We start from the raw sequence: 18,394 nt of genomic DNA, 5'->3' as shown, positions 1-18,394 counted from the left end.
ATCGATGTTTACCGGTATTGTTCAAACCCAAGCTACGATACTTTCAGTCTCTGACCAAGGATCTTTTCGACACCTGGTTGTTAAAACTGAACCCCAATTTCTACAAAACCTGGCTATTGGTGCAAGTATTGCCATAAATGGTTGCTGTTTAACGGTGGTCGAATTTAGCGATACTGAGGTGCATTTTGATGTCATTGATGAAACCCTGCGGCTAACTAATTTAGGGCTGTTAGGTGAGGGGGACAAAGTTAATTTGGAGCGGTCACTAAAAGTGGGCGATGAAATTGGCGGGCATGCAGTTTCAGGTCATATTCATTGCCAGGGCAAAGTGACTAAAATTGATACCTCTGAGAATAACGTTGCTATGTGGATAGAACTACCGGAGCATTACACCCCATACTTGTTTGCCAAAGGGTTTATTGCGGTTAACGGCGCCAGTTTGACGGTAGGTCAGGTTGAAGCTAATTGCTTTAGCCTGCATTTAATTCCGGAAACTTTGCGCCTGACCAATTTGGAATCAACGCAGGTGGGCGACAGTCTGAATATTGAACTTGATCAGCAAACTATCACTATTGTTGAAACAGTTGAGCGTGTGCTGGCTAAACGTCAGTAAAACTGCTCATCGTTACCATCTACTTTCACCCGTGCCTGTTGGTTAACTTCATCAACTTGTAACTGAACATGAATGAGGTCACCGCAGGCAGCACATTCTTCCTGATAATCCTGATTTCCCTCCGAGGCATCAATTTCTAAAAAGGTATTGTGCCCACAGTGCGGGCATTTCACCGGAACACTTTGTAAGTTTTCTTCGTTCATTGGTAACTCCCTTGTCAGGATCCGTGGGTAAACCCTGGCTGAGAAATGACCGGGTATGAAACAGACACGCTACGAGTCCGTCCATGGACGCTTAACTCAGGCCATCCATGGCCTTCGATAGTCTGTTTCATACCCGGTCATTTCTTTATACGCCAGAATTTACCCACGCATCCTTAACGAAATAAGGTTCTACGTCTTACTATAGAAATAAAATACTGATTCCGCCCAATGAGATTAACGCTCCGGTTATGGAACGCGGGGTAATTCGTTGTTTTTTCAGTAAAGAAATCGGTATCAAAAAGAGTGGTGCAGTGGATAATAAAGTCTGGGTAAGACCCGGGTTGATATTGGCGATAGAAATTTGCTGTAACCAAATAGCCAGGAACGTACCGAATACAATGGCGCCGAGAAGCGGCAATGGGTTGATAGAACGAACTTGTTTTATGATTGCGCTGTATGCGCCTCGTTTTGAAAGTCCGACAATTATAGCGAGTAAAAAAGAACCGGCGGCAAGACGCACAAATGCCGCATCTATAGCGTTTACGCTGGATTGCATTAGCACCGCAAAAGCCATGACTAAACCGGTGGCCTGGCAGAGTGCTGCGCCGCAGCCGAAGAATATACCGGATAATGAAAGCGCAGGCTGTTTGTCTGGGGCTTTTTCAGTAACGACCCACAGAACACCGCTTAAGGTTATTACCGCACCGGTAATTTCAATGGTGGATAAACCGTCACTTAAAAATACCCAGGCCATGAAAGCGGCCAATGGTGGTGCCAGATACTCCAGTAACATAGCGTGCCAGGGACCTAAACGTCGCAGCGCGGCAAAATGACAACTGTCGCCAATGGTAATACCTATAATACCGCTTAATGCGAGTAACCACAGGCCTGAGCTTAGCTCTAACGAGTTGCCCAGCAACAAACTCATAGTTAAAAGCAGGGGAGTGGCAACAACGCCTTTAACTAAGTTCATTTGTAAGGGCGAGAAGTGGCTACCGGCGCGGTGGTACAACACGGTGGCGACCGCCCAGAAGGCAGCGGCCAATAAAGCGGCAAGTTGTCCGGTTAACTCTCCAGTAATGTCTGATGTCAAAGCAGGCTCGGCGGTTGCTCAAATGTAAGCGGTCGATTATAGTAGCGTCTCGCGTTCGATGGTACCGAACGCAAAAATTTCGTAGGTTTTTTCTATAAAGCAGATAAAACCAAAATAGAGCACGTGGCACTTGGTAGGTGTCACCACTGGTTGGAAAGGAAGTTTCATGCCTGTAATTACTCTCCCTGACGGAAGTCAACGCGAATTCGATAAATCTGTAAGCATTATGGAAGTTGCCGCCGATATCGGTGCCGGCCTTGCGAAAGCAACGGTTGCTGGCCGTATTGACGGTGAGCTGGTTGATGCCTGTGAACTCATTGAACATGACGCCCGCATTGAAATTGTGACACCAAAAGATGACGACGGAGTGCACATTATTCGTCACTCTTGTGCTCATTTAATGGGGCACGCGGTGAAGCAGATGTGGCCAGACGCAAAAATGGCAATAGGCCCGGTCATCGACAACGGTTTTTACTATGACATCGATGTTGATCATACCTTTACTCAGGAAGATCTGGAGAAGATTGAAAAGCGGATGAAAGAACTGGCTAAAACGGAATATGCCGTTATAAAGAAAAAAGCCAGCTGGAAAGAAGCCCGTGAAACTTTCGTAGAACGCCATGAACCTTATAAAATAGAAATCCTGGACGAAGACATCCCAACCGATGCAACGCCGGGGCTTTATCACCACGAAGAATACGTTGATATGTGTCGTGGGCCGCACGTGCCGAACATGAAATTTTGTCAGCATTTTAAAATTATGAAAATGGCCGGTGCCTACTGGCGGGGTGATTCTGACAACAAAATGCTGCAGCGTATATACGGTACCGCCTGGGCAGATAAGAAACAGTTAAAAGCCTATTTGCAGCGTCTAGAAGAAGCGGAAAAACGCGATCACCGTAAAATTGCTAAAGCTCAGGATTTATTCCATTGGCAGGAAGAAGCGCCGGGTATGGTGTTCTGGCATCACAATGGCTGGACCATTTTCCGTGAGTTAGAAACTTACATTCGCGAAAAAATGCGCGAGTACGAATATCAGGAAGTCAAAGGTCCGATGATGATGGATCGGGTGCTGTGGGAGAAATCAGGTCATTGGGAGAAATTCTCAGAACTGATGTTCACTACGTCATCGGAAAACCGCGAATACGCCGTTAAGCCAATGAATTGTCCGGGACACGTTCAAATCTTTAATCAGGGCTTAAAGTCGTACCGCGACTTGCCGTTACGCATGGCGGAATTTGGTAGTTGTCACCGTAATGAACCTTCAGGTGCGTTGCATGGTCTGATGCGTGTTCGAGGTTTCACACAAGACGATGCGCACATTTTTTGTACCGAGGAGCAGATACAGGAAGAAGTCGCGGGTTGTATCAGAATGGTGTACGAAACCTACAAAACCTTTGGTTTCGAAAACATCGATGTAAAGCTTTCAACCCGTCCTGAAAAACGCTTAGGTGACGATGCGACATGGGACCGCTCGGAGACTGCATTAGCTCAGGCTTTGAAAAATAATGACATCGATTTTTCTTATTTACCGGGTGAAGGTGCCTTTTATGGCCCTAAAATAGAATTTACTTTGTTCGATTGTCTGGGCAGAGCGTGGCAATGTGGTACAATACAGCTCGATTTTGCGTTGCCAGGACGTTTAGGTGCCACATACGTAGGCGAAGATAACGAGCGACACACGCCAGTTATGATTCACCGGGCTATTTTGGGATCACTTGAACGTTTCATGGGTATTCTTATTGAAGAGTACGCAGGGAACTTCCCGTTGTGGTTGTCGCCAACGCAAGTTGTGTTAATGAATATCACGGATAATCAAAGCGATTATGTACGAAAAGTTGTCAAAACCCTGAACGAAAAGGGAATTCGTGCATCAGCCGACTTGAGAAATGAGAAGATAGGCTTTAAAATCCGTGAACACACATTGAAACGTGTTCCATATTTACTGGTTGTCGGCGATAAAGAAGTCGAAGCTGGTGAGGTTGCGGTACGTACACGTGGTGGTGATGACTTGGGCAAATTCCCGTTAGAAGACTTCATTGCTCGTGTAGAGGACGAAGTCCGTACTCGCAAAATTGATTAATTGTTTGGAGGAATAAACCATTAAAGGCGGAAAAAGAACTCAGAAAGCTGCAGATAAAAACCGTATCAACGAACAGATTACAGGCGTTGATGAAGTTCGCTTAATCGGAACCGATGGTGAACAAGCTGGTGTCGTCAGTATTAACGAGGCTCTTGATGCAGCAGCGGAAGCTGGTGTTGATTTGGTGGAGATGAGCCCTAACGCAGAACCACCAGTCTGCCGCTTGATGGATTACGGCAAGTTCCTCTTTGAAAAGAGTAAAGAACAGAAAGAGCAGAAGAAAAAACAGAAACAGATTCAGGTCAAGGAAGTTAAGTTCCGACCTGGTACTGATGAGGGCGACTACCAGGTAAAACTGCGCAACCTGCGTCGTTTCCTCGAGGGAGGTGACAAAACTAAAGTCACTATCCGTTTCCGTGGCCGGGAAATGGCACACCAAGAATTGGGTATTGAATTGCTAAACCGTGTTAAAGACGATTTAGAAGAAATCTCAATTGTTGAGTCGTTCCCAAGACGTGCCGAAGGGCGCCAGATGATTATGGTCTTGGCACCCAACAAGAAGTGATCGTGGTTTACAAGTAGTCTGATTGTCAGGCTCACCCTTTCACACTTTTATCAACAATGCGGAGTTTAATTTCATGCCAAAAATGAAATCGAACAAGGGCGCTTCCAAGCGCTTTAAAAAGACTGCTTCTGGTGGTTTTAAGTGCAAGCAATCTCACTTGCGTCACATTCTGACTAAGAAGAGCCCTAAGCGTAAGCGTCAGCTTCGCGCTAAGAGCATGGTCCATGAGGCCGACGTTAAATTAGTCGCTCGCATGTTACCGTACGCATAAGGAGAGATAGCAAATGGCACGAGTAAAACGTGGTGTAATCGCGAGAGCGCGTCACAAAAAAGTCCTGAAGCAGGCGAAAGGTTATTATGGTGCCCGTAGTCGCGTTTATCGCGTAGCGGTCCAGGCAGTAACTAAAGCAGGTCAATACGCATACCGTGACCGTCGCAACAAAAAACGTCAATTCCGTCAATTATGGATTGTTCGTATCAATGCTGCGGCTCGTCAAAACGGTCTGTCTTACAGCCGCTTTATCAATGGTCTGAAAAAAGCATCTATTGAAATCGATCGTAAAATCTTAGCCGATATCGCTGTTCATGATCAAAACGGCTTTGCCGCTTTGGTTGAGAAAGCAAAAGGCGCGCTGTAATTATTCAAAACCTTTAGGGGTTCGAATAAACAGATTTAGAAGGGAGCCAATTGGCTCCCTTTTTCATTGAAAATTCGCTATCATAGCGCCTTTATTATTTATCTTGTGTTGTTGAGGGATACGATGCAGCTAGAGCAAATTGTTGAGCAGGCTGAATCGGCCATTGCGGCCGCAGATTCACCGACTGCGTTAGACGAAGTCCGCGTCGAGTATATGGGCAAGAAAGGGCAGCTTACTGAGCTTTTAAAAGGCTTAGGTAAGTTAGATCCGTCTGAACGCCGGGAAGCCGGACAGAAAATTAATGAAGCCAAGCAACAAGTGCAGACCAGTATCAATGCTCGTAAAGAGTTATTGAAAGCTGCTGAGTTAGCGCAAAAGCTGGAAGCGGAGCGTATAGACGTTACCCTACCCGGACGGCATTCAGCGGTGGGCGGTGTGCATCCGGTTACTCAGACCATTCGTCGTATTGAACAGTTTTTCGGTGATTTAGGCTTTAGCGTAAAAGAAGGCCCGGAAGTCGAAGACGGCTTTCATAACTTTGATGCGTTGAATATTCCGGCGAATCATCCGGCACGAGCCGACCACGATACGTTTTACTTTACTCCCTCAACAATGCTGCGTACGCAAACTTCTGGTGTGCAAATTCGTACCATGGAAAATGAAAAACCGCCACTGCGGATCATTTCTCCGGGCAGGGTTTATCGGAACGACTACGACCAGACCCACACACCGATGTTTCATCAGGTAGAAGGGTTAATGGTTGATACCGATGTTAGCTTCACGCAGTTGAAAGGCATTTTAGAAGACTTTCTGAACCACTTTTTTGAAGAGTCGCTGACGGTTAGGTTCAGGCCTTCTTACTTTCCATTTACCGAACCTTCCGCGGAAGTTGATGTCATGGGTAAAGACGGTAAATGGTTAGAAGTTTTAGGTTGCGGCATGGTGCATCCAAATGTATTAAAGGCGGTGGGTATTGACTCGGAAAAGTACACCGGCTTTGCATTTGGTATGGGCGTTGAACGTCTTACCATGTTGCGCTACGGCGTGAATGATTTACGTGCGTTCTTCGAGAACGATCTGCGTTTCCTCAAACAATTTAACTAACGGGCAGTAAGCAATGAAATTCAGTGAACAATGGTTAAGGGAATGGGTTAACCCCGACATCAGCAGTCATGAATTGAGTGAACAGCTCAGTATGGCTGGTCTTGAAGTAGATGCTGTTGAGCCGGTTGCCGATGAATTCCATACTGTCGTCGTTGGTGAAGTGATTGAGTGTGGTCCTCATCCGGATGCAGATAAACTGCAAGTGACCAAAGTTAATGTTGGCGAAGACGAGCCGGTGGATATTGTTTGTGGCGCCTCTAACTGCCGCTTAGGTATTAAGGTCGCGGTTGCTAAAGTTGGTGCGGTATTGCCTGGTGATTTCAAAATTAAGAAAGCGAAGCTTCGCGGTCAGCCGTCAAACGGTATGCTGTGCTCGTTCAAAGAACTGGGTCTTATTGATGAGCACGACGGCATTATAGAGCTTCCGGCAGATGCTCCGGTCGGAGAAGATTACCGTAAATACCTGCAGCTTGACGACAACAGTATTGATATCGACTTAACGCCTAACCGTGGTGACTGCCTTAGCATTAGAGGTATAGCCCGTGAAGTGGGTGTATTGAACCGTCTGGATGTAACAGTACCAGAAAGCAATGAAGTAGCCGCCAGTATTGAAGATACGCTAAGCATTACCTTGTCTGCCGCTGAGCAATGTCCACGTTATTTAGGTCGCGTTATTAAAGGTGTCGATTTAACTCGCCCAACGCCGGTATGGATGACAGAAAAATTAAGACGCAGTGATATTCGTAGTATTGACCCGGTAGTTGATGTCACTAACTACGTGTTGCTTGAACTGGGTCACCCCATGCATGCTTTTGACCTAGATTCGCTGGAAGGGAACATTGATGTTCGCTTAGCTAAGCCCAAAGAGCAGCTGACTTTATTAGATGAGCAACTGGTTGAGCTGGACGAAGACACCCTGGTCATTGCTGATGAGAAAAAAGCACTAGCCATGGCGGGTGTTTACGGTGGTAAAAACAGTGGTGTAACAGAAAACAGCAAAAACATTTTTCTGGAAAGCGCTTTCTTTGCACCAGATGCCATCTTAGGCAAAGCTCGCCGTTACGGTTTACATACAGATGCGTCTCATCGTTATGAGCGCGGCGTGGACCCTCAGTTGCAGCGTACGGCAATGGAAAGAGCGACAGAATTATTGTTGGCGATTTGCGGTGGTGAATCAGGGCCGGTAACCGAAGCGGTTGCAGAAGCATTTTTACCTAAGCGTGATGGTATTACGCTAAGAACCAGCCGATTGGCTAAAGTACTGGGTGTCAGCATTGCTAATGACAATGTCACTGAAATTCTTGAGCGTTTAGGCTTCGAGGTTTCATTTGACGGTGAACAGTGGCAGGTGGGCATTCCGTCATACCGTTTTGATTTGAGTATTGAAGAAGACTTAATTGAAGAAGTAGCCCGGGTTTACGGTTATAACTCAATTCAGGCTGCACCGCCGGCAGCGCAACTGCGTATGACTGAGCGCAAAGAAAGCCAGCTTAGTACCCATCAATTGGTAGATGCTATGGTCAGTCGTGGTTATCAGGAAGCGATAACTTACAGCTTTGTTGATCCAAAACATCAGGCACTGATGTTTGATGAAACCGCAGCGCTGACTTTGCCACACCCAATTTCAGTTGATATGTCTTCTATGCGTGTGAGCCTATGGCCAGGATTAGTCGGCGCGGTTGCTCATAACCAGAAGCGTCAGCAGTCTGTACTGGCTTTTGTAGAAACGGGTTTACGCTTTATTCCAGACGAGTCAGCTGAAAATGGTGTTCGTCAGGAAGCGGTTATTAGTGGCATACGTTCTGGTAAAGCGCACTCCGAGCACTGGTCGGAAGGTGATCGTGCAGTTGATTTTTACGACGTAAAAGGCGATGTTGAAGCTTTGTTGGCTCAAACAGGCAATGCTGCAGCCTTTCGTTTTGTTGCATCGCAAAATCCAGCGCTGCACCCGGGGCAATCAGCGGCAATTTACCGCGGCTCTGAAAAAGTTGGCGATATCGGCGCTTTGCACCCTAAGTTTGATAAGGCTTTAGGGCTTAACCAGCGCACCTTTGTTTTTGAACTGGCGTTATCAGCCGTGACTGAGCGACCTTTACCGCAAGCTAAGCCGGTATCTCGTTATCCTTCTATTCGCCGCGACCTTGCTGTTGTGGTTGATAAAGACCTTGCGGCGGGTGAACTGATCGCTGCGATGGAAAATGTTGGCGTAAAACAGTTAGTTGACCTAAACTTGTTTGACGTTTACATCGGTGATGGTGTGGCAGAAGGTAAGCAAAGCTTGGCTCTATCCGTTACTCTGCAAGACAGCGACAAAACTTTGGAAGAAGCGGAAGTCACTGAGCTTATGACTAAATTTATTGAGACATTAAAGAGTGAGTTTAATGCAACATTGAGGGATTAAACTATGGCGCTGACCAAAGCAGAACTGGCAGAAGTGCTGTTCGACAAATACGGTGTTAGTAAACAAGATGCCAAAGTGTTAGTTGAAGATTTTTTTGAAGAAATCAGAGTTGCTTTGGAAAAAGGTGAGCAGGTGAAGTTGTCAGGTTTTGGCAATTTTGAACTGCGAACTAAAAATCAGCGCCCTGGGCGTAACCCGAAAACGGGCGAGGAAATTCCTATTTCAGCGCGGCGGGTTGTCACCTTCAAACCTGGTCAGAAATTTAAAAGTCGAGTCGAAAACGCAGAACCCGAGGATTAACCTCGGGTTCTTTTTTATTTGAGTCTGTACTTAGTCGCTTGGAATTAACGAAAGAAGAGCTGACTAAAGGGGTTCAGCAATCGGCTGATACCAGAAGTAAAGTGTAAGGGCGCATCCAGCGTAGCCAGAGTTAAACAGTCTTCATCTTGAGTTTCCGGAGTATGGGTACGACTCGGGTCTAACAAAATAAAATCGCCGTCCCGGTATTCGTTCTGCTCGTCATTAAAAACACCATCAATAACCAACGTCGCTTCTTTTCCTTTGTGCGTATGCTCCGGGAGTTTTGCGCCTGGCGCCATGTAAATCAAGTTTGTCTGATTCCCATTGTCCAGAGTTAATGGTGCGCGCCAGAGTTTACCAACCAGTTTTGACCACTCACCAATGCGGTGACTGTTATGAGCCAAAGTACGAGGCAGTGTAAAGCGACGACCTTCCAGAGAGAGCATCTCATTCGGTTGCTGTGCTTGTTTGTTACATGCAGAAGACGCAAAAATGGCTTCCAGCATTTGGTCACACTGAGACTTGCTCATCGTTGTACTGGCAACACTAACTAAGGTATCCAGGTTTTCTTCACACAACTTCTGTTCAATATCACACACGGTTTGACGACATGCTTTACACATATCGATGTGTGTACCGACAACTAAAGTCATGGCCGCACTAAGGTCGCCAGAGGCGTACTGATATAAAAGGCCTTCGCCTGGGTGTGATTTAATCATCATCGACTATCAACTCTTTCAATTTTTTTAATGCTAGACGAGTTCGGGACTTAATTGTCCCTAAAGGCACTCCCAGGGCGTCAGAGACTTCCTGCTGAGATTTACCTTCAATATAAATCTTCTCAATAACAACCCGTTGTGCATCGGGCAATTGAGCGTAATAGAAAGAAATTTCCTGCATCAGAACATCGTGATCCAAAGCGTAACCGTCATCGAGGCTATCGTTCTGCTCTGAAAGAATCGGCCATAGTTCATCAGCACTGATGTCATCTTTGCGTTTCTTGTTTTTACGAAGCAAATCGAAGCGGATGTTACGAGCTATGGTAAATATCCAAGTGGAAGGAGAGCCACGGTCAGGCTTGAACAAGTGAGCTTTATGCCAGACGTTAGTCATGGTTTCCTGGACGAGATCCATAGCCGTTTGTTCATTACCAAATTGTCTTGTAGCGTAAGACTGCAGTTTGGGTGCGAATAGCCTAAAGAGTTCACTAAAGGCAGCGCGATTTCTATTTTCTGCAATCTTTGCCAGCAGTTCCGCTGCTTTCTCTGCAGCGTCTGTCTGGGTGGTAGCCATAGACCCCCGATTCGATGTTCTTTCTGACACCATTTGCATAATTAGACCTGCTTTTTTCACACAATGTTCTAACTATTACGGGGTGTCGAGAAAATGGATCACCCAGATGGCAGAATGTTTACTCAATTAACGAATTAAGTCTAACAGATATTCTTTTGCTTTTAGACAACTTTCGCATCTTATCAGCTCTTGTTTTGTATAGACGTCCAGAGGCAGTATTTCAAGCCATCTTGAACATACCCAGTCAAGTTTCTCGTAGCCAAGATTTGGTAACAACTCGGACAGTTCCGGGTAGGTCTCGAAAGCTTCTTCTAATCGGGTTTTGAGTTTTGCAGCGGCGTTATCCAGAGAAAGTTCAGGCCAGTTTTCAAGATATTCTATTTTCCCAAACCTTAGTTTATCGCTTTCCGACCAATGCTCGTCAATACGAACCCGACTTTTTCCTTCAATAGTTATACCGAGTAAGCCATCATCTCTTGGTTCAAAATCAATAATCTTTACGGTGGTGGCGTAAGGAAGAAGGTAATCGCTTGATGTCGTTGCATGTTCGTTGTTAAACATGGCCACCACAAACTCACTGTCATTCTGGAGACACTCTTTTACCAGCCTGGTGTAGCGAGGCTCGAACACCTTTAATTTCATGCGCCCGCCCGGCATTATATGCGACGTAAGCGGGAATAGCGGTAACTGCTGATACTGCTGCATATAACCTCATTTGGCTAGTAGTTTGAACAATTAAGAAACATTACGTTGAGGCGGGTCTGGTTGGATCTTTTTTATCGAATAAATGCCAAACTATTTTTAGCGATATGCCGTACATTATCATCAGTGAAATTCAACAGGGGTTAAAATGGTAAAGTTAAAAGTGGGTATTAGTTCCTGTTTAATGGGCGACGAGGTCAGATTTGACGGGGGACACAAGAAGTCCTCATTCTGTGTTGATGAATTAAATCGACACATTGAACTGGTACGCTTTTGCCCGGAAGTTGGTATTGGAATGCCGGTGCCAAGACCGACTATTCGGCTTGAACAACATGACGATGTACAGGCGGTAGTGCCCAAAACCGGTGAAAATGTTACGTCACAGCTAGCTGCCTTTGCCGATAAGGTTCAGGTGAAAGTAGAACAGTTAAGCGGCTACATTCTATGCGCGAAATCTCCCAGCTGCGGTATGGAGCGGGTCAAGTTATATGATCCGGAAACCGGGCATGCACAAAAAGCTGGAATGGGGATTTTTGCCGCGCGCCTGAAAGAAAAGAATCCCGCTTTGCCTTTAGAAGAAGATGGCCGGCTCAATGACCCACATTTACGTGAAAACTTTGTGATGCGGGTTTATGTGTTTAGTCAATGGAAAGAAATGACGCAGAAGCTTTCCAAACATCAGCTTTTGCAGTTTCACCAGCGCTGCAAGCTACTTTTGTTAGCTCATAATCAGCAGCGTTACCGCGAGTTGGGTAAACGTTTGGGTGAACAAGAAAGCATCGACAATGCCTTTGCGGAACAATATATCATTGATGTGATGGACGCTTTATCAAAACCGGCGTCGCGTAAGAATCACACCAATGTGCTTCAACATATCCAGGGTTATTTTAAATCTGATCTTGCTCATGAAAGACGAGAAGAGCTGAGTGATATCATTCTTCAGTATCACGATGGTATTCTCCCTCTGATGTCTCCTCTAACGTTAATACGACATTATTTGCGCGAGTTTCCGAAAGAGTACCTAGAAGGGCAATGGTATCTGACGCCTTATCCCGATGATTTAAAATTACGTTATGGGCTGTAGTGATGCGAGAAGCAATTTGGTTTCGTAGTGATTTAAGAATATTAGATAACCCGGCCGTCTTTTCTGCGTGTCAGGGCGATGAGCCACCCTTGGCTATATTTTTTGTGTGTCATGAAACCTGGAAAAACCATGACTGGGCACCGATAAAAGTTGACTTTATTTGGCGAAACTTAGAATGCCTGCAGAAGGATTTAGCCGAAAAGGGCATTGAACTGCAAGTGCAGTTAGTACCCAAATTCAGTCAGGTTCCAGGGGCTTTACGATCCTTCTGTCGGGAAAATAAAATTTCCCGGGTACATATTAACGCGGAATATGCGCTGGATGAAAAACGTAGAGACGCAGCTACCAATGCGGTACTAAGCAATGATGATATCGAAATGGTTTCGCATCATGGCAACTTGTTGGTGGCGCCCGGAGAGGTTAGAACACAACAAGGTGACTACTACAAAAAGTTCACGCCTTTTAACCGGCGTTGGCGACAAGTATTAAGCGAAAAAGCCTACAGCGAACCGCTGCAAATTAAATCTTATTCTCGAGTTACCGCAAAAGGCCTGCCCGAATGCCCGTTGGCGAGAAAAGACTCGTCTGACTGGAGTGCCGGAGAGCAACAAGTTCTGGGGAAACTGGGTCAATTTGTCGGCCACAGTGTTGATGATTATCAACAAGCCAGAGACTTGCCGGCTGAAAATGGAACCTCACAACTTTCCGCTTATTTGGCGCAGGGGGTTATCGGGCCGCAGACCGCTGCCCGGGCATTACACAAGTTTTCGCCGGAGTTTCCGTTTGGGCTTGCTTCCGGGGCCGATACCTGGCTTACCGAACTGGCCTGGAGAGAATTCTATCAGCATCTAATGTACTTTGTGCCGCGTTTATCAAAAGGTGAGAGCTTTCAGACTGAAACTGACAGAATTCAGTGGTTAAAAGACGATGATGCTTTTCAACGTTGGTGTGATGGCCGTACCGGGTATCCAATAGTTGACGCCGGAATGCGTCAGTTGACATCAACCGGGTGGATGCATAACCGCTTAAGAATGATCACAGCCAATTTTCTGGTAAAAGATCTATTAGTGGACTGGCGAAAAGGTGAAGCCTTTTTCATGCAGCATTTAATTGATGGTAGCTTTCCGGCAAACAATGGTGGCTGGCAATGGAGTGCTTCGGTCGGAACTGACGCCGTTCCATATTTTCGTGTTTTTAATCCGGTTAAGCAAAGTGAGAAATTTGATCCTGACGGGCAGTACATTCGTAAATGGGTAGACGAGCTTAAGGAAGTACCAACAAAGTATATTCACTGGCCTCATAGTTGGCTTCAGCAACAAAGCAGTAATAACTATTGCGAACCCATGGTCGAGCACAAATTTGCTCGTGAACGATTCTTAACAACGTTTAAGCAGGTGAAAAATGGATAACAGTGAATTAGTCGAAAAACTCAAAGAATTCTACGATGAGCTGAAAACCGAAAACCTTGATGACCTGGATGAGCTATACCATGACGAAATTTCGTTTACTGATCCAATACAACATGTTGTCGGGCTGGACGATTTTCGCAAGTATCTAAAACACACAATGGAAAACGTTGAGTATTGTCACTTTGCTTTTGACGATGAATGCGTCGGAGAAGAACAGGCGTTTCTAACTTGGCAGATGCGTTACGCACACCCCAAGCTCGCCAATGGTATGGAAATTATTCTGCCGGGAGTTTCGTATTTAACCTTTGAAGACGGCAAAATCAGAGAACAAAGAGATTATTACGATCTTGGCGCAATGCTTTATGAACACGTACCGCTAGTCGGCTATGTCATTGATAAAATTAAAAATAGGCTAACAGACGAATGAAAGTCTTAATTACTGGAGCTTCATCAGGTATTGGGCGCCAGCTGGCTCTGGATTATGCAGCTGATGGCAATGACGTTGTTGTGTGCGGAAGAAATAACGATGCGTTGTCAGAGGTACAAAAACAATATCCTGAAAAAATAACCTGCAGCGCTTTTGATATTACCGACAAAGAGTCAGCAAAAAATGCGTTAGCACAAATTAACGATATTGATGTTGCCATATTGTGTGCGGGTGTGTGTGAATACCTCGACGTTAAAGCGTTCGATGCCGACATGTTCGAGCGGGTGTTTAAAGTGAATGTATTCGGCACGATGAATTGCGTGGAAGCTTTACTTCCTCAGTTCAGTGACTCGGCGCGGCTGGTCATTGTTGACAGCCTGGCGAGACTTCTCCCGTTCACCCGGGCTCAGGCTTATGGCGGTTCGAAAGCGGCAATGCACTATATTGCCCGGGGTCTGGAAGTTGATTTGAAACCTCAGGGAATCAAAGTTCAAACCGTCTCACCCGGGTTTGTGAAAACACCAATGACTGATGCCAATGATTTTGAAATGCCAATGCGCGTTGACGTTGAGTTTGCGTCGAAGGCAATAATAAAAGGCATTAATAAGAACAAACGGGACATCGCATTTCCGTGGTTATTCAGTAGTCTTCTGAAGTTAATGTCTATTTTGCCGGAAGGCCTACAAGTGAAACTATCAGAACAAATGGCAAGGAAGCAGTCGTCATGAAGATAGCCGTTATTGGAAGTGGTATTGCGGGTCTTACCAGTGCTTATTATTTAAGTCGTGAACATCAAGTCAGTGTATTTGAAAAAAATGACTATATTGGCGGGCATACATGCACCAGCGATGTGAAGATTAATGGCAGTATGTATGCTGTGGACACAGGCTTTATTGTTTTTAATGATAAGACGTATCCGCGCTTTAAACGTCTGTTAGCAGAGCTGAAAGTGGCCTGGCGCGACACTGAAATGAGTTTCAGCGTACGAGATCCTAAGTCGGGACTGGAGTTTAACGGACATAACCTTAATACACTGTTTGCGCAACGGAAAAATTTGTTTAGCTTGTCTTTTTACCGTTTGTTACAGGGTATTTTGAAGTTTAACGCTGCCGCGAAAAATGCGTTAGAAGAGGATGTCAGCGAAGCCGACAATGTCACGTTGGCAGAATTCCTCACTCGGCACAATATTCCGGAATCGGTCTCGCATTACTACTTATTACCGATGGTATCGGCTATATGGTCTGCGAGTCTGGCTGATGCGAAGGACTTTCCTCTGGGCTTTTTCTTACGTTTTTTTGATAACCATGGGTTATTGAATGTCAGCGACCGTCCTCAGTGGCATACTTTGGTTGGCGGCTCTCACGCGTACATTCCAATGCTAACAGAGCCGTTTAAAGAACGGCTTGAGCTAAACAGTGACATTGTTGCGGTTAAGCGCCAACAGGAACAGGTTGTTCTTGTTTTTAGTAATGGAGAGGAACGGTATTTTGATGAGGTGGTTTTCGCCTGTCACAGTGACCAGGCGCTTGCTTTACTCGATGACGCCAGTGCTGATGAAAAACGTATTCTTGGTGAGATAAAATACTGCCCGAATGAGGTTGTTCTGCATACCGATGAGAACTTGTTACCCAGAAACCGACGTGCCTGGGCCAGTTGGAATTATCTATTAAGAGAAGACAATGCAGCAGAAGAGCAACCCAGTTCAGTAACTTACAATATGAATATTCTGCAAGGATTGCTGTGCGACAAAACCGTGTGCGTTACGTTGAACAATACAGCCGCAATTAATTCTGATGAGATCATTAAAACCTTTACCTATGAGCACCCACAATATTCCGTTCAGTCTTTAAAAGCTAGAGCAGAACGGAATTCAATTTGTGGAAAAAATAGTACTCATTTTGTTGGTGCTTATTGGTATAACGGTTTTCATGAAGACGGCGTAAGAAGCGCCATTGATGTTGCTAACCGTTTGAATACAGCAGCGATTGATAACTCATGAAGAGTGCCATTTATTGGGGCGATGTTTTTCATGTAAGGCACCGCCCCAAACACCACGCCTTTAATTACCGTTTTCAACAATGGTGCATCGATTTATCCGAACTTGACCAAGTCAGCTCTATAAGTCGCTGGTTATCCTGTAACAGTTTTGCTCCCCTTTGGTTTCGTCGAAAGGACTACCTGAAAGATGAAGAGGGCAGTTTACACCAGGCGGCACTAAAGAAAATGTCCTCCCTTGCCGGAAAAGATTTAACCGGTCAGGTTCTATTTGTCGGTAACTTACGTACCTTTGGAATTTTTTTTAGCCCCATTAATTTGTATTTTCTTCGTCAGGACAATGACGAATATACGCACATGTTAGCTGAAGTCAGTAATACGCCCTGGCTACAACGTCATTATTACTTGGTCGATTTGTCAGAAGAGTCTCCTGAAACCGTAAAGCAATTCCACGTTTCTCCATTTAACCCTATGGATATGACTTACCACTGGCAGATAGAGCCACCCTCCGAGAGTTTAAAAGTCACTCTAAGCGCCCACCAGCAAGAGAAAGATTTTGTTGCCGGTATGAAATTAAATAGACAACCGCTAAACCGTAGTGAAGTTTACCGCGTATTAAGAACAACACCTGTTATGGCTCTGAAAATTATTGGGGGCATTTATTGGCAGGCGTTAAAGCTTTTTATCAAGCGGGTTCCATTTTACGGAAACCCTGGTAACTAAAATAATTAGAAGGCAGTTTGTATGTCCAGTGGTGAAACAACTATGGTAGCGCCTATTCAGTATGGTGTGTTGGATAAGCTTTTCCGTACTATCGCTTTTAAGTTATTAGCTCATTTGCAGTATGGGCAGTTGACGATAAAAGAAAAAGGCACGTTCATTGAAACCTTCGGGCATCCCGATAAAGATTTGAACGCTGAAATTGACGTGAAGGATTCGTCTTTTTACCGTCGTCTGGTTACTGGTGGCAGTATTGGTGCAGCCGAGTTATATATTGATAAGCATTGGGATACTCCCGATTTAACCTCGGTTATTCGTATTTTTGCCCGTAACTTACCGGCCTTAGATAAGCTGGAGACGCGACTGGCCTGGTTAACTTTTCCCTTTAATAAATACCAGCACTGGAGTAATCGCAACCACAAAGGGCAGGCTAAAAAGAATATCTCCGCCCACTACGACCTGGGCAACGAGCTTTATACTCGTTTTCTTGATAGCGCAATGCAATATTCTAGTGGCTTATTTAAAGAGTCCACAGATTCACTGGAGCAAGCTCAGTGCAATAAAATGCAGCGCTTATGCGATCCGCTTGATTTAAAAGCGCAAGACCACTTGTTGGAAATAGGTACAGGTTGGGGCGGTCTGGCCATTTATGCGGCAAAAAATTATGGTTGCCGGGTAACAACGACGACAATTTCAGATGAGCAATTTCAGTACGCTAAGCAGCAAGTTGAAGCGGCGGGCTTGTCCGACAGAATTGAACTGTTGAAGCGTGACTACCGTGACTTAGAAGGGCAGTACGACAAGTTGGTCTCGGTTGAAATGATTGAAGCGGTAGGAAAGGAATACTTACCGACCTTTTTCAAAACCTGCAACAAACTGTTGAAAGAAGACGGAAGAATGTCGTTACAGGCTATCACTATTGCCGACCAGCGAGCGAAATCCTATGCTCGCTCTGTAGATTTTATTCAAAAGCATATCTTTCCCGGTGGTTTCCTTCCGTCTTTGAGCCAGATGACGCAACTGTTTACGCGTTACACTGACTTGGTGGTTCGTGACGTACACGACTTCGGTTTGAGTTACGCCAAAACTCTTAGAGAGTGGGAAGAGCGGTTTAACGCCCACGAAAGCGAGCTCGAAAAGCTTGGCTACGATGAACGCTTTTCCAGACTTTGGAATTACTATTTCAGCTATTGTGAAGGCGGCTTTCTGGAGCAACGAGTATCGGTTGTTCAGGTTACTGCCAGCAAATCGCAGGCCTACTAATGACTTCTATTCAGCATAAAATTGTCAGTTTCGTTCTGTTCAATGCACTTTGGTTAAGTGCTGTTTCTGGCCGTGAGAACTATATTGTGCTTAGCGGTGTTTTATTAGCCTTGCAATTTTTTTACAGCATTGCCGTAGTCAGGGTCAGCTGGACTTTAATTTTGCGGCTGTTTGCGGTGGGATTATTGCTTGAAGCTATTGTGATTAGTCTGGGCGTTATCGATTTTGCCGGAGGATACTTTCCTTTGTGGTTGGTCATGCTGTGGCTGGGGTTTTCATCTATGGCACCGGTTGCATTGGACTGGCTGGCACCTAAACCGCTAATAGCTGTTCTGCTCGGTGCTGTTTCAGGCCCTTTAAGCTATGTTGCAGGAATAAAGCTTAATGCTGCCACCGTTGACTCAATGCCCATTGTTATTGCCTGTTATGCCGCTGTATGGGGACTAATGATGGCGTATTTTGTTTTTTCCATGTCATCTAAGAAAGAACAGGGAGTGTAGA

Annotated in this window: 21 protein-coding genes; 16 read left to right on the top strand and 5 right to left on the bottom strand. The window is 45.4% G+C overall.

Going from position 1 to position 18,394, the window contains the following annotated elements:
- Positions 1 to 4: 4 nt before the first annotated feature.
- On the top strand, positions 5 to 613 hold the full coding sequence (locus tag ACN0TF_RS03575; protein WP_417440775.1) for a riboflavin synthase subunit alpha: 609 nt from the start codon (positions 5 to 7) through the stop codon (positions 611 to 613).
- Here the strand turns inward: ACN0TF_RS03575 and ACN0TF_RS03570 are convergent.
- Both ACN0TF_RS03570 and ACN0TF_RS03565 read right to left on the bottom strand, forming a co-directional pair.
- Positions 607 to 816 (bottom strand): CPXCG motif-containing cysteine-rich protein, encoded by a 210-nt coding sequence (locus ACN0TF_RS03570; RefSeq protein WP_417440774.1) that lies wholly within the window; start codon positions 814 to 816, stop codon positions 607 to 609. The genes ACN0TF_RS03575 and ACN0TF_RS03570 overlap by 7 nt on opposite strands.
- Before the next feature lie 199 nt (positions 817 to 1,015).
- Complete coding sequence (locus ACN0TF_RS03565; RefSeq protein WP_417440773.1) at positions 1,016 to 1,909, bottom strand: DMT family transporter; 894 nt, start codon at positions 1,907 to 1,909, stop codon at positions 1,016 to 1,018.
- A 166-nt stretch (positions 1,910 to 2,075) separates the two neighbouring features.
- Here ACN0TF_RS03565 and thrS point away from each other — a divergent pair, with 166 nt between their 5' ends.
- The 7 genes from thrS to ACN0TF_RS03530 all read left to right on the top strand — a co-directional run bounded on the left by thrS (position 2,076) and on the right by ACN0TF_RS03530 (position 9,000).
- Positions 2,076 to 3,992, top strand: a complete 1,917-nt coding sequence (gene thrS, locus ACN0TF_RS03560) for a threonine--tRNA ligase (protein ID WP_417440772.1) — start codon at positions 2,076 to 2,078, stop codon at positions 3,990 to 3,992.
- A 19-nt stretch (positions 3,993 to 4,011) separates the two neighbouring features.
- A complete protein-coding gene (gene infC / locus ACN0TF_RS03555) occupies positions 4,012 to 4,557 on the top strand; it encodes a translation initiation factor IF-3 (RefSeq protein ID WP_126779471.1) in 546 nt (181 codons plus the stop codon).
- Between the two features lie 73 nt (positions 4,558 to 4,630).
- On the top strand, positions 4,631 to 4,828 hold the full coding sequence (rpmI, locus tag ACN0TF_RS03550) for a 50S ribosomal protein L35 (RefSeq protein WP_417440771.1): 198 nt from the start codon (positions 4,631 to 4,633) through the stop codon (positions 4,826 to 4,828).
- Between the two features lie 13 nt (positions 4,829 to 4,841).
- Positions 4,842 to 5,195, top strand: a complete 354-nt coding sequence (rplT, locus tag ACN0TF_RS03545; protein ID WP_011234642.1) for a 50S ribosomal protein L20 — start codon at positions 4,842 to 4,844, stop codon at positions 5,193 to 5,195.
- Positions 5,196 to 5,318: 123 nt separating this feature from the next.
- Positions 5,319 to 6,299 carry a phenylalanine--tRNA ligase subunit alpha gene (gene pheS / locus ACN0TF_RS03540; protein WP_011234641.1) on the top strand — a complete coding sequence of 327 codons (981 nt, stop codon included), beginning with the start codon at positions 5,319 to 5,321 and terminating at the stop codon, positions 6,297 to 6,299.
- Between the two features lie 13 nt (positions 6,300 to 6,312).
- Positions 6,313 to 8,700 carry a phenylalanine--tRNA ligase subunit beta gene (pheT, locus tag ACN0TF_RS03535; protein ID WP_417440770.1) on the top strand — a complete coding sequence of 796 codons (2,388 nt, stop codon included), beginning with the start codon at positions 6,313 to 6,315 and terminating at the stop codon, positions 8,698 to 8,700.
- Positions 8,701 to 8,703: 3 nt separating this feature from the next.
- A complete protein-coding gene (locus ACN0TF_RS03530) occupies positions 8,704 to 9,000 on the top strand; it encodes an integration host factor subunit alpha (protein WP_253620011.1) in 297 nt (98 codons plus the stop codon).
- A 44-nt stretch (positions 9,001 to 9,044) separates the two neighbouring features.
- Here ACN0TF_RS03530 and ACN0TF_RS03525 read toward each other — a convergent pair whose 3' ends face one another.
- The 3 genes from ACN0TF_RS03525 to ACN0TF_RS03515 all read right to left on the bottom strand — a co-directional run bounded on the left by ACN0TF_RS03525 (position 9,045) and on the right by ACN0TF_RS03515 (position 10,998).
- The gene (locus ACN0TF_RS03525) at positions 9,045 to 9,722 is read right to left on the bottom strand and encodes a ChrR family anti-sigma-E factor (RefSeq protein ID WP_417440769.1); all 678 of its coding nucleotides are present in this window, start codon (positions 9,720 to 9,722) and stop codon (positions 9,045 to 9,047) included.
- Positions 9,712 to 10,332, bottom strand: coding sequence for a sigma-70 family RNA polymerase sigma factor (locus ACN0TF_RS03520; RefSeq protein WP_253620009.1), 621 nt, complete (start codon positions 10,330 to 10,332; stop codon positions 9,712 to 9,714). The genes ACN0TF_RS03525 and ACN0TF_RS03520 overlap by 11 nt, the downstream gene beginning before the upstream one ends.
- An 87-nt stretch (positions 10,333 to 10,419) precedes the next feature.
- Positions 10,420 to 10,998 carry an LON peptidase substrate-binding domain-containing protein gene (locus tag ACN0TF_RS03515; RefSeq protein WP_417440768.1) on the bottom strand — a complete coding sequence of 193 codons (579 nt, stop codon included), beginning with the start codon at positions 10,996 to 10,998 and terminating at the stop codon, positions 10,420 to 10,422.
- Positions 10,999 to 11,143: 145 nt separating this feature from the next.
- Between ACN0TF_RS03515 and ACN0TF_RS03510 the strand changes: the two genes are divergently transcribed.
- Genes ACN0TF_RS03510 through ACN0TF_RS03475 form a run of 8 tightly spaced genes read left to right on the top strand, consistent with a single transcriptional unit; the run spans position 11,144 to position 18,393 of the window.
- Entirely contained in the window at positions 11,144 to 12,079 is a 936-nt protein-coding gene (locus tag ACN0TF_RS03510) for a YbgA family protein (protein ID WP_417440767.1), read from the top strand.
- Positions 12,080 to 12,081: 2 nt separating this feature from the next.
- Positions 12,082 to 13,488 (top strand): deoxyribodipyrimidine photo-lyase, encoded by a 1,407-nt coding sequence (gene phrB, locus ACN0TF_RS03505; protein ID WP_417440766.1) that lies wholly within the window; start codon positions 12,082 to 12,084, stop codon positions 13,486 to 13,488.
- Positions 13,481 to 13,915: a nuclear transport factor 2 family protein gene (locus ACN0TF_RS03500; protein ID WP_011234633.1), complete on the top strand. Its 435-nt coding sequence runs from the start codon at positions 13,481 to 13,483 to the stop codon at positions 13,913 to 13,915. The genes phrB and ACN0TF_RS03500 overlap by 8 nt, the downstream gene beginning before the upstream one ends.
- Positions 13,912 to 14,643: an SDR family NAD(P)-dependent oxidoreductase gene (locus ACN0TF_RS03495; RefSeq protein WP_253620006.1), complete on the top strand. Its 732-nt coding sequence runs from the start codon at positions 13,912 to 13,914 to the stop codon at positions 14,641 to 14,643. Before ACN0TF_RS03500 ends, ACN0TF_RS03495 begins: the two co-directional genes overlap by 4 nt.
- Complete coding sequence (locus ACN0TF_RS03490) at positions 14,640 to 15,914, top strand: NAD(P)/FAD-dependent oxidoreductase (RefSeq protein ID WP_417440765.1); 1,275 nt, start codon at positions 14,640 to 14,642, stop codon at positions 15,912 to 15,914. The genes ACN0TF_RS03495 and ACN0TF_RS03490 overlap by 4 nt, the downstream gene beginning before the upstream one ends.
- A complete protein-coding gene (locus tag ACN0TF_RS03485) occupies positions 15,911 to 16,633 on the top strand; it encodes a DUF1365 domain-containing protein (RefSeq protein ID WP_417440764.1) in 723 nt (240 codons plus the stop codon). The genes ACN0TF_RS03490 and ACN0TF_RS03485 overlap by 4 nt, the downstream gene beginning before the upstream one ends.
- A 21-nt stretch (positions 16,634 to 16,654) precedes the next feature.
- The gene (locus tag ACN0TF_RS03480) at positions 16,655 to 17,893 is read left to right on the top strand and encodes a class I SAM-dependent methyltransferase (RefSeq protein ID WP_417440763.1); all 1,239 of its coding nucleotides are present in this window, start codon (positions 16,655 to 16,657) and stop codon (positions 17,891 to 17,893) included.
- Entirely contained in the window at positions 17,893 to 18,393 is a 501-nt protein-coding gene (locus ACN0TF_RS03475) for a DUF2878 domain-containing protein (protein ID WP_417440762.1), read from the top strand. Before ACN0TF_RS03480 ends, ACN0TF_RS03475 begins: the two co-directional genes overlap by 1 nt.
- The last annotated feature ends 1 nt before the right edge of the window (position 18,394 follow it).

Source organism: Idiomarina sp., from assembly GCF_048265525.1.
Lineage (GTDB): Bacteria > Pseudomonadota > Gammaproteobacteria > Enterobacterales > Alteromonadaceae > Idiomarina.
This window is presented reverse-complemented; position numbering and strand designations above follow the sequence as displayed.